Source organism: Pseudomonas mendocina (genome assembly GCF_900636545.1).
Lineage (GTDB): Bacteria > Pseudomonadota > Gammaproteobacteria > Pseudomonadales > Pseudomonadaceae > Aquipseudomonas > Aquipseudomonas mendocina.
Genome location: NZ_LR134290.1, coordinates 862,782 through 873,832 on the forward strand (window position 1 = coordinate 862,782; position 11,051 = coordinate 873,832).

General features: G+C 63.8%; 13 protein-coding genes and 1 pseudogene. 7 read left to right on the plus strand and 7 right to left on the minus strand.

Annotated elements, in window-relative coordinates; genetic code table 11:
* Positions 1-23: 23 nt before the first annotated feature.
* The 6 genes from EL191_RS03925 to EL191_RS03950 all read left to right on the plus strand — a co-directional run bounded on the left by EL191_RS03925 (position 24) and on the right by EL191_RS03950 (position 5,002).
* Positions 24-947, plus strand: coding sequence for a substrate-binding domain-containing protein (locus EL191_RS03925; RefSeq protein WP_041976636.1), 924 nt, complete (start codon positions 24-26; stop codon positions 945-947).
* Between the two features lie 78 nt (positions 948-1,025).
* Complete coding sequence (locus EL191_RS03930; protein WP_013713914.1) at positions 1,026-1,799, plus strand: substrate-binding periplasmic protein; 774 nt, start codon at positions 1,026-1,028, stop codon at positions 1,797-1,799.
* A 55-nt stretch (positions 1,800-1,854) separates the two neighbouring features.
* Positions 1,855-2,610 (plus strand): substrate-binding periplasmic protein, encoded by a 756-nt coding sequence (locus tag EL191_RS03935; RefSeq protein ID WP_041976638.1) that lies wholly within the window; start codon positions 1,855-1,857, stop codon positions 2,608-2,610.
* A 53-nt stretch (positions 2,611-2,663) separates the two neighbouring features.
* A complete protein-coding gene (locus tag EL191_RS03940) occupies positions 2,664-3,665 on the plus strand; it encodes a type II secretion system F family protein (protein ID WP_041976640.1) in 1,002 nt (333 codons plus the stop codon).
* Between the two features lie 137 nt (positions 3,666-3,802).
* Positions 3,803-4,666 carry an isocitrate lyase/PEP mutase family protein gene (locus tag EL191_RS03945; RefSeq protein WP_026041874.1) on the plus strand — a complete coding sequence of 288 codons (864 nt, stop codon included), beginning with the start codon at positions 3,803-3,805 and terminating at the stop codon, positions 4,664-4,666.
* Between the two features lie 69 nt (positions 4,667-4,735).
* The gene (locus tag EL191_RS03950) at positions 4,736-5,002 is read left to right on the plus strand and encodes a DksA/TraR family C4-type zinc finger protein (RefSeq protein ID WP_013713918.1); all 267 of its coding nucleotides are present in this window, start codon (positions 4,736-4,738) and stop codon (positions 5,000-5,002) included.
* A 154-nt stretch (positions 5,003-5,156) separates the two neighbouring features.
* Here EL191_RS03950 and EL191_RS03955 read toward each other — a convergent pair whose 3' ends face one another.
* Complete coding sequence (locus EL191_RS03955) at positions 5,157-5,555, minus strand: DUF3592 domain-containing protein (RefSeq protein ID WP_041976642.1); 399 nt, start codon at positions 5,553-5,555, stop codon at positions 5,157-5,159.
* A 296-nt stretch (positions 5,556-5,851) separates the two neighbouring features.
* On the opposite strand from EL191_RS03955, the gene EL191_RS03960 reads away from it, so the two are divergent.
* The gene (locus tag EL191_RS03960) at positions 5,852-6,295 is read left to right on the plus strand and encodes a hemerythrin domain-containing protein (protein ID WP_017360672.1); all 444 of its coding nucleotides are present in this window, start codon (positions 5,852-5,854) and stop codon (positions 6,293-6,295) included.
* Positions 6,296-6,334: 39 nt separating this feature from the next.
* On the opposite strand, the gene ureC is transcribed toward EL191_RS03960, so the two are convergent.
* The 6 genes and pseudogenes from ureC to urtE form a co-directional block, all read right to left on the minus strand.
* Positions 6,335-8,035, minus strand: a complete 1,701-nt coding sequence (gene ureC / locus EL191_RS03965) for an urease subunit alpha (RefSeq protein WP_041976644.1) — start codon at positions 8,033-8,035, stop codon at positions 6,335-6,337.
* Positions 8,036-8,168: 133 nt separating this feature from the next.
* Positions 8,169-8,477: an urease subunit beta gene (locus tag EL191_RS03970; protein WP_041976646.1), complete on the minus strand. Its 309-nt coding sequence runs from the start codon at positions 8,475-8,477 to the stop codon at positions 8,169-8,171.
* A 7-nt stretch (positions 8,478-8,484) separates the two neighbouring features.
* Positions 8,485-8,985, minus strand: coding sequence for a GNAT family N-acetyltransferase (locus EL191_RS03975; RefSeq protein WP_041976649.1), 501 nt, complete (start codon positions 8,983-8,985; stop codon positions 8,485-8,487).
* A 3-nt stretch (positions 8,986-8,988) separates the two neighbouring features.
* Complete coding sequence (gene ureA, locus EL191_RS03980; protein ID WP_013713924.1) at positions 8,989-9,291, minus strand: urease subunit gamma; 303 nt, start codon at positions 9,289-9,291, stop codon at positions 8,989-8,991.
* A 42-nt stretch (positions 9,292-9,333) separates the two neighbouring features.
* Positions 9,334-10,169, minus strand: a pseudogene (locus EL191_RS03985) (urease accessory protein UreD).
* Positions 10,170-10,322: 153 nt separating this feature from the next.
* Positions 10,323-11,021, minus strand: coding sequence for an urea ABC transporter ATP-binding subunit UrtE (urtE, locus tag EL191_RS03990; RefSeq protein WP_041976653.1), 699 nt, complete (start codon positions 11,019-11,021; stop codon positions 10,323-10,325).
* Between the last annotated feature and the right edge of the window lie 30 nt (positions 11,022-11,051).

The following is an 11,051-nucleotide window of genomic DNA, read 5'->3' on the forward strand; positions in this document are numbered from 1 at the left end:
ATGGCGAGGCTCTGGAGTCGAACATGCCGAGAATCACCCCCTTCATTTGCCTGCTGCTGAGCGCCGCGTGGCTGGCGGTGCCCTCTGCCTGGGCGCGTGAATGCATTGGCCTGGTGCCGGCCGGCTCCTCGTCCTACTGGGCCGAGCTGGAGGCTGGAGCGAGGCGTACTGCCGCCGACCTGCAGCTGGAACTTTATACCCGCGGGCCAGCACAGGAGGGCCGCGTCGAGGTGCAACTGCAACTGATCGACCACGTTCTCGCCCATGGCTGCAAGGCGTTGATCATCGCACCGGCCGGCGACGCCATCGATACACGTATCGCTGCTTTGCGCGCCGAAGGCATTCCTACCGTCTACGTTGATCGCAGTGTCGCCGGTGAAGGCGCCTATGCGCTGGTGGCGACCGACAACTTCCTTGCCGGCCAGTTGGCCGGGCAGCAGTTGGCAGAGCGTCTGGGGCGCGGTGGTCGGGTTGGCGTATTGCGCCTGCGCCCTGGCCTGCAATCGACCGAAGAGCGCGAGCGCGGCTTTCTGCTGGCAGCCCAATCGGCAGGGCTGCAGGTAGTGTTCGATACCTATCTGGGCGATGACCGCCAGCGCATCGTCCAGGCCCTGAGCGAGCAACTACCCAGGCTCGACGGCCTGTTCAGCCCCAATGGCACCAGCAGTCGGGCAACCTTGGCGGCCCTGCGCCAGCTGGGCAAGGCCGGGCAGGTAGACCTCGTCGGCTTCGACGGGGGCGAGCCGCTGTTCAGTGCGCTGCGCGAGGGACAGATCCAGGCCCTGTTGCTGCAACAACCGCAGGCGATGGGGGATCATGCGGTGCGCCTGGTGCAGCGTGCCCTGAGCGGTGAACGGGCCATTTCGCGTCTGCAGTTGCTGCTCGAACCTCGTGTAATGACCGCCAGGGATTTGGCTGATACGACCGCGCCCGCACAAGCTTGGTGATGAATTGCGCTGGCGTTTATGATCCTGCGTCGGACGCCCTGAATTCGCTGTAGGGCGTGCCCTTGACGGTATTGCGTAATGAACCTGAAGTATCCGGTCGCGGTTCTGTTGCTACTTGGCAGCCTTAGCGCCCATCTGTCGGCCGCCGAGTTGCGGCTGTACACCGAAGACTACCGACCGTTCAGCTATCTGCAGGACGGCAAGCCCAGCGGCATGGCTGTGGCTGTGATCGAGGCGCTGATCCGCCGTACCGGCGAAACGGCACATATCGAGCTGGTGCCCTGGACGCGCGGCTATCATCAGGTTCGCCATCAGGCCGATAGCGCGCTGTTTTCTACCGTGCGTACGGTGCAGCGTGAGGCCGAGTTTCAGTGGGTCGGGCCAATCGCGCGCGGCCATACGCGTTTCTACACGTTCAAAGATGCCGGGCTGCGCGTCGCCAGTCTCGATGATGTACGCCAACTCGGCACACTTGCCATACCCAAACAGTGGTACAGCTACGAGCTGTTGCGTGAGCAGAATCTGCAGAACCTGTATGGCGTATCGACCCCGCAGGACATGCTGCGCATGTTTCGCCACGGCCGGGTCAAGCTGTTGCTGGCCAACACCCTTACGCTCGATGGCATGCTCGCCGAACAGGGCATGCATGCCGGGCAGTTGCAGGCGCAATTCGACCTGATGCCCAACGACTCCTACATCGCCTTTTCCCTGCACACCGATGCCGCCCGCGTCGCCCGTTGGCAGAGCGCGCTGCAGGACATGCGCCATGACGGCAGCCTGGAGCGCATCTATCGGCACTGGTTTCCACATGTCGACGAGCGAGCATTGGCCGATCTGCTGCGCGCCGATTGACGCTGCTGCATTGCGCATCGTGGCTTGTTAGGCTGCAAGCGGGAGGGGTGGAGTGATGGGCAAGCGCTTGCATCGATGGTTGTGCGTCTTGCTGGTGGCGCTATGTGCGTCGGCCGAAGCACAGTTGCGCCTGCTCACCGAGGATGCGCCGCCGATGAGTTTCATACGCGATGGCGAACCCAGCGGTTTTGCCATCGAGGTAGTCAGGGCCTTGTTGGCGCGTACCGGCGACACCGGGCAGATCGAGTTGATGCCCTGGACGCGTGCCCTCTATCTGGCCCAGCAGGACGAAGACATTGCCCTTTTCTCCACCGTGCGTACGCCCGAACGTGAGGATAAGTTCCACTGGGTCGGCCCCATCGTCGTAGGCACCACCAGCTTCTACTCGCTGAAAGCCCGCAAGCTGGTCATCGACACCTTGCAGCAGGCCGCAGCCAGCGGTCCTCTGGCGCTGCCCAAACAGTGGTACACCTACGAAACCCTGAGTGCCAAGGGTTTCACCAACCTCTATGGCGTACCCAGGTCGAAGCAGATGATGACCATGCTCAAGCACGGACGGGTCAACCTGATCGCCACCGAGGACCTGACCCTGGCTGGTGAGCTGGCCGCTGTCGAACTCAAGCCGCAGGATGTCACCGCGCACGTGCCGTTCATGCGCTCGGCCTATTACATCGCCTTTTCCCCGCAGACCTCGGTAGTCCGTGTGGTGCGCTGGCAGCGTGCATTGCAGCAGATGCACGAGGACGGCAGCCTCGAGGCCATCCTCAGGCGCTGGCTGCCGCATGCACCGATGCCGCCGATGGAACCGTAGCGGCTCGCGAGACGACTGGTTAACCTGAGCACTGCAAGCCACCGAGCCCGATCATGTCGCGTCCCAATGTCACTCTTGATCTGCGCAGCCGCGCCGGGTTGTTCGCTCACCTGGGGGCGATGGAGCGGGCGGGCGTGCCCATCGATCGAGCGCTGGCCAGCTTGAGTCTCGGCGTGCGCCATGAGACCGCTGTGAAGCGCTTGCGGCAGATGGTGGGCAATGGACGCGACCTGGCGAGTTCCGGCCAGTTGAGTGGCGTGTTCACGCCACTGGAAAGCGCCTTGGTGCGTGCCGCGCAGGAAGCCGGCGCACTGGCGCATATCTACGAGCAACTGGCGCAGCGTTACGAGGCGCAGGCACGCCACGCCGCCGAGCTCGTCTCACGTTTGCTGCTGCCCGCAGGCGTGTTGATGCTGGCGCTGGCGGTCAAACCCTTGCCCGCCTTGGTCGCTGGAACCCTGAGTGCCGCTGGCTACCTCGCGGCCGTGCTGCTACCCGTATTGTGGCTATCGATATTGCTGTTCGGCGCACGCGCGTTGTGGCGGCGCTGGCAGCAGCGGCGAACCGATCAGCCTGGCCCGTTCGACGATCTACTACTGGCCATGCCGGTGCTCGGTAGCTTGCAGCGTCGTGCGGACATGCGAAATTTCTGCGACAGCCTCGGGCTGTTGCTGGAGGCGGGGATGCCGGTACTCGATGCCCTGCCGCGTGCCAGCAGCGCGGTGAGCAATGCGAGGCTGCGGCGGGATTTCGCCAATCTGGCGCCGCGAGTCGCTGCCGGACAATCACTGGTGCGCGCCTTCGATGGGCTGAGCTTTCCCGGCAAAGCGATGCTGATCGGCGTGCTCAATACCGGTGAGGCCACCGGTCGGCCCGGTGAGGCGCTGCTGCGCTTCGCCCGCCTGCAGGCGCAGCAACTGGCCACGACCCAGCAGATGTTGGCGAGCTGGGCGCCGCGGCTGTTCTATCTGGCTGTCGCGATCTGGATGGCGTACGGCCTGTTGACCGGCGGCGGCTTCTTCCCGGCGCTGCCAGCGGAGCTGGCTGGCCGATAAATTGCTGGTCATCCGCCACGGCGATCCGTTTGAAAGCTGGCAGCAAGTGCCTTGCGCTAGCATTCGTCACGTCTACGCCATTACTAAAAAGAGAAAAAAGCGATTCAACTGACTTTGGAATACGCCCCATGCCCATCCTGCAACGTGCATCCCACCATGAGCTACGCAGCGCCTTTCGTGCTCTGCTGGCTTCCGACCGCTGCTATCACACCGCGTCGGTCTTCGATCCCATGTCCGCCCGCATCGCCGCCGACCTCGATTTCGAGGTCGGCATCCTTGGTGGCTCCGTCGCCTCTCTGCAGGTGCTCGGTGCGCCGGATTTTGCCCTGATCACCCTCAGCGAGTTCGTCGAGCAGGCCGCGCGCATCGGCCGCGTCGCCCGCCTGCCGGTGATCGCCGATGCCGACCACGGTTACGGCAACGCGCTCAACGTGATGCGCACCGTGGTCGAGCTGGAACGCGCTGGCGTCGCCGCGCTGACCATCGAAGACACCCTGCTGCCGGCCCAGTTCGGTCGCAAGTCCACCGACCTGATCTCCATCGAGGAGGGCGTCGGCAAGATCCTCGCCGCGCTGGAAGCGCGCGTCGACCCCGAACTCTCCATCATCGCCCGGACCCACGCCGGGGTGCTGGAGGTGGACGAAGTGATCCGCCGCACCCGCGCCTATGAGGCCGCTGGCGCCGATGGCATCTGCCTGGTCGGGGTCAGGGATTTCGCCCACCTGGAGCAGATCACCGCAGGTCTCAAGGTGCCGCTGATGCTGGTTACCTACGGCAACCCCGAGCTGCGCGACAACCAGCGCCTGGCGCGCCTCGGCGTACGCATCGTGGTCAACGGCCACGCTGCCTACTTCGCCGCGATCAAGGCCACCTACGACTGCCTGCGCGAACAGCGCGGTGCGCAGCCGTGCGACCTCAATGCCACCGAGCTGACTCACAAATACACCATGCCCGAGGACTACATCCTTTGGGCCAAGGAGTTCATGGAAGTCCGCGAGTAACGACCAGCAGCACTTGCACTTCGCATTCTCCGGGCGCATATCTGTCTGGAGAGTGCTAGGAGGATGAGCATGGCCGGTGGTTGGGCAAGCGACGACGCAGTTCAGGAACAGATCGACAGCAGCATCGAGGACGCCGTCGCGCGTGCCCGTAGCCAGTTGCCGAAAGGTGAGAGCCTGCGTCACTGCGAAGAGTGCGATGCGGCCATTCCCGAGGCCCGTCGCCAGGCGATTCCCGGCGTGCGCCTGTGCGTCAATTGCCAGGCCGAGCACGACCGCGAGAACGCCGCTTTCAGCGGTTACAACCGCCGTGGCAGCAAGGACAGCCAGTTGCGCTGAAAAAACTCAGAACAGCGCACCGATATAGACTGCTCTGCCAATCCCGGCCTGAATGCCGAGATTGGCGCCTGCCATCAACAGGGCGCCATTGGCGGATTGCATCAGCTTGCGGGTCAGTATCGGCGAGATGGTGACGTTGGCTCATCCGCTTGCTTTATGGGCGTCTGAATAGGGTCAGCAACCCGCTGACCATGAAGATGGAACCCAGCAGCCCGAGAAAGGCCGAGACGCCCCAGAGCGCGCCGAAATCATCGATCACGGCAGAGGTTTCCGGTGCCTCGGCCCGGTAGTAGACCTTTACCTGCATGCCAACCTGATAGCCGTAAATCCAGCCGCCCTGGGGGTAAGAAATACGGGCGCCGCTGTTATCGGTGAAGGCTATTTCAGGGTGAGAGCTGCCTGCATTGAGGGCGACGACATTACCGTCGGCCTGAAGGGCGGAGTCTAGAAGGTCCAGGCGGGCGGAGGTCTGCACGACCGTTGCGGTAATCAGTGCGAGGCCTGCCAAGGTGAAGAAACCGCCCTTGAGCAGGCGAGATGGAGTAGTGAGCATCCTGTGGTGTTCCTGATCTTCCATGGATATCGCCAGGGAATTCTGGGCCGGACGTTAGGACAGGCATCCGTCTTCGAGATTCCCTGCCATGGCAATACAGCCTGGACAGAAGGCATTTTGCCGATGCCAGTCTGCATTTCGGCATGCTGCCAGGCATGATCATAAGGGTTCGTAGTGATGCATCGCGTGGCGGGGTTCACAAGGACAGCCAGTTGCGTTGAGCAAGCGGTACGGCACCTATTCGCCTCCTGCCGGTCTAGTGCTACTACGACCGTGACTCAGGAAGAGGTGCCTGCATGACGATTTTTGAAGCCTTGCGCATCAGCCACGACATTCAGCGCGAACTGGCGCAGAAACTGATCGCCACCCAGGGCGATAGCGCCGAGCGCCACGCCTTGTTCTCTCAGCTCAAGCAGGAGCTGGCCGTGCATTCGGTGGCCGAGGAGCGCCATTTCTATATTCCCCTGATGCAGCAGGACGCGGGCGTCGATCTGTCGCGCCATGCGATTGCCGAGCATCACCAGATGGACGAAATGATCGAGGATCTGGAAGAAACCGACCCCAGCAGCCCGAGCTGGCTGGCGCAAGCCAAGGCGCTGGCGGAAAAGGTCGAGCATCATCTCAAGGAAGAAGAACATACCTTCTTCCAGATGGCCGGCAAGCTGCTTCGTGACAAGGAGAAGCAGCAACTGGCTGGTGATTACCTGAGCGCTTACGACGAGATGAAGCAGGCGTCCTGATAGACCCACGAAAGCCGGGCATAACGCCCGGCTCTTGCGTCAGAACAGGAAATACCGCTGCGCCATCGGTAGCACGTCGGCCGGCTCGCACCAGAGCAATTGGCCGTCGGCCTTGACCTGATAGTTCTGCGGATCGACCTCGATATTCGGCAGGTAGCCGTTGTGGATCAGGTCGGTTTTCTGCACCTCGCGACAGCCCTTGACCACGCCAATCTGCTTCTGCAATCCGAGCTGCTGCGGCACCCCGGCGTCGAACGCCGCCTGGCTGATAAAGGTGATGCTGGTGGCATGACGGCTGCCGGCGTAGCTGGCGAACATCGGCCGGTAGTGCACCGGTTGCGGCGTCGGGATCGAAGCGTTGGCGTCGCCCATCAGGCTGGCGGCAATCGCCCCACCCTTGAGGATCAGCGTCGGCTTGACGCCGAAGAAGGCCGGGCGCCAGAGCACCAGATCGGCCCACTTACCCACTTCGATCGAGCCCACTTCGTGGCTGATACCGTGGGTGATCGCCGGGTTGATGGTGTATTTGGCGATGTAGCGCTTGGCGCGGAAGTTGTCGTTGCCGGGGGCGTCCTCGGGCAGCGGGCCGCGCTGCTTCTTCATCTTGTCGGCGGTCTGCCAGGTGCGCGTGATCACCTCGCCGACGCGGCCCATGGCCTGGCTGTCGGAGCTGATCATGGAGAACGCGCCCAGGTCATGCAGGATGTCCTCGGCGGCGATGGTCTCGCGGCGGATGCGGCTTTCGGCAAAGGCCACGTCCTCGGCGATGCTTGGGTCGAGGTGGTGGCAGACCATGAGCATGTCCAGGTGCTCGTCGATGGTGTTCTTGGTGAACGGGCGGGTCGGGTTGGTCGAGGACGGCAGCACGTTGGGGAAGCCGCAGGCCTTGATGATGTCCGGTGCGTGGCCGCCGCCGGCACCCTCGGTGTGATAGGTGTGGATGGTGCGGCCCTTGAACGCGCCAAGGGTGGTTTCGACGAAGCCGGACTCGTTCAGCGTGTCGGTGTGGATCGCCACCTGCACGTCGTACTGGTCGGCGACTGACAGGCAGTTGTCGATGGCCGCCGGGGTGGTGCCCCAGTCCTCGTGCAGCTTGAGGCCAATGGCGCCGGCTTTCACCTGCTCGATCAAAGGCTCGGGCAGCGAGGCGTTGCCCTTGCCGGTAAAGCCCAGATTCATCGGGAAGGCGTCGGCGGCTTGCAGCATGCGCGCCATATGCCAGGGCCCGGAGGTGCAGGTGGTGGCGTTGGTGCCTGTGGCCGGCCCGGTGCCGCCGCCGATCATGGTGGTGACGCCGCTCATCAACGCTTCTTCGATCTGCTGCGGGCAGATGAAGTGGATGTGGGTGTCGATGCCGCCCGCGGTGAGGATCATGCCTTCACCGGCGATCACCTCGGTGCCCGCGCCGATGGCGATGGTCACGTCCTGTTGGATATCCGGGTTGCCGGCCTTGCCGATGGCGGCGATGCGCCCGTCCTTGAGGCCGACGTCGGCTTTGACGATGCCCCAGTGGTCGATGATCAGGGCGTTGGTGATCAGGGTGTCGACCACATCGGCGGCGCACAGCTGGCCCTGGCCCATGCCGTCGCGGATCACCTTGCCGCCGCCGAATTTCACTTCTTCGCCGTAGGTGGTGAAGTCCTTCTCCACCTCGATCCACAGGTCGGTATCGGCCAGGCGCACCTTGTCGCCGACGGTGGGGCCGAACATGTCGGCGTAGGCTTGTCTGCTGATTTTCATATTCGCTTCCCTTGTGGTGCGAAGGCTGGCGCGTGTTTGTCTGTCAGGGGATGAGGCGCTGCGGTTCTTCTGTAGGAGCGGCTTCAGCCGCGAAACCGTTATCGCGGCTAAAGCCGCTCCTACATGCGTCACCTCAATCCAGGTGGCCCATCACTCGGCCGGCGAAGCCGAACACCCGGCGTGCGCCGGCCAGATCGACCAGTTCCACCTCACGGCTCTGTCCCGGCTCGAAGCGCACGGCGGTGCCGGCCGGGATATTCAGGCGCATACCGCGAGTAATGGCGCGGTCGAACAGCAGCGCGTCATTGGTTTCGAAGAAGTGGAAGTGCGAGCCGACCTGGATAGGCCGGTCGCCACTGTTGGCCACGGAAAGGGTCAAGGTGCGGCGACCGGCATTGAGCTCGATGTCGCCGTCGGCAATCTGGTATTGGCCGGGAATCATGGGGTGCTCACTCCAGAATCAGTTGCATGAAAGTCAGATCCAGCCAGCGGCCGAACTTGCGGCCGACCTGAGGCATCTGTCCGGTGGTGACGAAGCCGAGGCGCTGGTGCAGGCGGATCGAGGCGGCGTTCTCTGACTCGATGGCGGCGACCATGACGTGCAGGTTGGCGGCGCGGGCGCGCTCGATCAGTGCCTGCATCAGCGCCGGACCCAGGCCCTGGCCGCGTTGGCCGGCGCGTACGTAGACCGAATGCTCGACGGTCTGACGAAAGCCTTCGATGGTGCGCCAGGTGCCGTAGCTGGCGTAGCCGGCTACCTCGCCGACAGCGTCATGTGCGACCAGTACGGGAAAACCCGCTGCAGTGCGCTCCGCCAGCCATGCGCGGCGGTTGGCGAGATCCACCAGGGTCTCGTTCCAGATCGCCGTGGTGTGCTGCACCGCGTCGTTGTAGATGGCGAGGATGCCCGGCAGATCAGCTTCGCTCGCATCAACGATCGAATAGCTCATGGTTTAAGCGATCGGCTGATGGACGGTCACCAGCTTGGTGCCGTCAGGGAAGGTGGCTTCGATCTGGATCTCCGGGATCATTTCCGGTATGCCCTCCATGACCTGATCGCGGCTCAGCAGGGTGGTGCCGAAGTGCATCAGCTCGGCCACCGTTTGGCCGTCGCGCGCGCCTTCGAGCAGGGCTGCGGAGATATAGGCCATGGCTTCCGGGTAGTTCAGCTTGACCCCGCGCGCCAGGCGGCGCTCGGCCACCAGGCCGGCGGTGAAGATCAGCAGCTTGTCTTTCTCGCGTGGACTCAGATCCATCGTTCGCTCCAGTTCATGGGGAGGCTGTCTGCAGCCTCCGCCTCAGGTATTCCAGATTCGGGGTGGCATCGCTTCACGCCCCAGCAGCGCCGGACGCAGCAGGCGCCAGAGTTCGATCAGCCAGGCACGCGCCTTGAGCGCTTCACTGGCCAGACAGCGCGCGACCAGCAGGCCCGATAGTTGGCTGAGGTCACCGCGTACCCCGTCAATCTTCAGCTGGCGGCAGCGCTCCAGCAGGTCGCTGTCCACATCACCGCTGACCAGCAGGGTGGCGAACACCGGCTGGCCGTCCAGGCCGATGGGTGAGTCGAGCAGGCCGTCGCCGCCGATCACGCGCTGGCGCTCGTGCCAGAGCAGCTTGCCGTCACGGCGGATATCCAGCGCGGCCTGGAAGTGGCCGCTGGCAAAGCGCTCGTCGGCGGCGGGGCGGCCGAGGGCAACGATGTCCCAGTACAGCAGGCGCGCGTCACCGTGCAGGTCGATCTGTGTGTGCAGTTTGGCCTGGGCGCCGGCGTAGATGATGGTTTCCTGCGGCAGCCATTCCAGGGTGGCGCCGGCGTCGACGCGCAGATGCAGATCCTGATGGGCGACACCCGCGGCGCGGTACCACTTGGCCGCGCCGGGGCTGGTGAGTTGCACCCAGGTGTTCTCGCCAGCATGGGCCGAGATGTCGAGGCGGTCACCCCCGGCGATGCCGCCGGGCGGGTGGACGATGATGTGCTGGCACACCTCCGGGCCTTCGGCATACAGGTGCTTCTGCACTCTAAGGGGCCAAGGTGGCGCCTGCGCACCGGCGTGGTGCGTTCGCCGTGGCGTGCGTAGGCCAGCTCCAGCTCGGCGGGCCAGCTTGGCGTGAACAGGGCGGCAGGCAGATTCATGTTGAGGCAACGGTTCCGCAGGATAGTTGACCGAGTGGGCAAGCAAGAGGCGTGCCCTGAACCAATTCGGTGCGTGGTTGCCCGCTGCAATTGCCATGCATGTGGGCGCTAAGAGCCGTCGCGGCTAAAGCCCCTCCCACAGGCGGGGGCGCATCAGATGGCTACAAGCCCGCGCACGCCTTCGGCTTCCATGTCCTCGCCACGGCCCTGCTGGACGATCTCGCCACGGCTCATCACCAAGTACTGGTCGGCCAGTTCGGCGGCGAAGTCGTAGAACTGCTCGACCAGCAGGATGGCCATGTCGCCTTGAGCGGCGAGCTTCTTGATCACCGCGCCGATCTCCTTGATCACCGAGGGCTGGATGCCTTCGGTGGGCTCGTCGAGGATCAACAGGCGTGGCTGGCTGGCCAGCGCGCGGCCGATGGCCAACTGTTGCTGCTGGCCGCCGGAGAGGTCGCCGCCACGGCGATGCTTCATCTCGCGCAGTACCGGGAACAGCTCGTAGATGAATTCCGGCACGGACTTGGCCTGGCTGCCGGGGAAGCGTGACAGGCCCATCAGCAGGTTCTCTTCCACCGTCAGGCGGCCGAAGATTTCGCGGCCCTGCGGCACGTAAGCGATACCAGCGTGCACCCGCTGGTGTGGTTTGAAGCCGGTGATTGCCTTACCTTCCCATTGCACGCTGCCGTCCTTGGCCGGAATCAGGCCCATAAGACATTTGAGCAGGGTGGTCTTGCCCACGCCGTTACGGCCGAGCAGGCAGGTGACCTCGCCGACCTTCACGTCGAACGACAGGCCACGGAGGATGTGGCTGCCGCCGTAATATTGGTGGAGTTTTTGGACTTGGAGCATATCGATGTCCTTTATTCGTTTTGTGGGAGG

Coding starts and splice junctions, on each gene's coding strand:
- EL191_RS03975 (WP_041976649.1), bottom strand. CDS start 8,985: ATGAGCTATTCGATCGTTGATGCGAGCGAAGCTGATCTGCCGGGCATC.
- urtE (WP_041976653.1), bottom strand. CDS start 11,021: ATGCTCCAAGTCCAAAAACTCCACCAATATTACGGCGGCAGCCACATC.
- EL191_RS03960 (WP_017360672.1), top strand. CDS start 5,852: ATGACGATTTTTGAAGCCTTGCGCATCAGCCACGACATTCAGCGCGAA.
- EL191_RS03935 (WP_041976638.1), top strand. CDS start 1,855: ATGGGCAAGCGCTTGCATCGATGGTTGTGCGTCTTGCTGGTGGCGCTA.
- ureA (WP_013713924.1), bottom strand. CDS start 9,291: ATGGATCTGAGTCCACGCGAGAAAGACAAGCTGCTGATCTTCACCGCC.
- ureC (WP_041976644.1), bottom strand. CDS start 8,035: ATGAAAATCAGCAGACAAGCCTACGCCGACATGTTCGGCCCCACCGTC.
- EL191_RS03970 (WP_041976646.1), bottom strand. CDS start 8,477: ATGATTCCCGGCCAATACCAGATTGCCGACGGCGACATCGAGCTCAAT.
- EL191_RS03950 (WP_013713918.1), top strand. CDS start 4,736: ATGGCCGGTGGTTGGGCAAGCGACGACGCAGTTCAGGAACAGATCGAC.
- EL191_RS03940 (WP_041976640.1), top strand. CDS start 2,664: ATGTCGCGTCCCAATGTCACTCTTGATCTGCGCAGCCGCGCCGGGTTG.
- EL191_RS03955 (WP_041976642.1), bottom strand. CDS start 5,555: ATGCTCACTACTCCATCTCGCCTGCTCAAGGGCGGTTTCTTCACCTTG.
- EL191_RS03925 (WP_041976636.1), top strand. CDS start 24: ATGCCGAGAATCACCCCCTTCATTTGCCTGCTGCTGAGCGCCGCGTGG.
- EL191_RS03930 (WP_013713914.1), top strand. CDS start 1,026: ATGAACCTGAAGTATCCGGTCGCGGTTCTGTTGCTACTTGGCAGCCTT.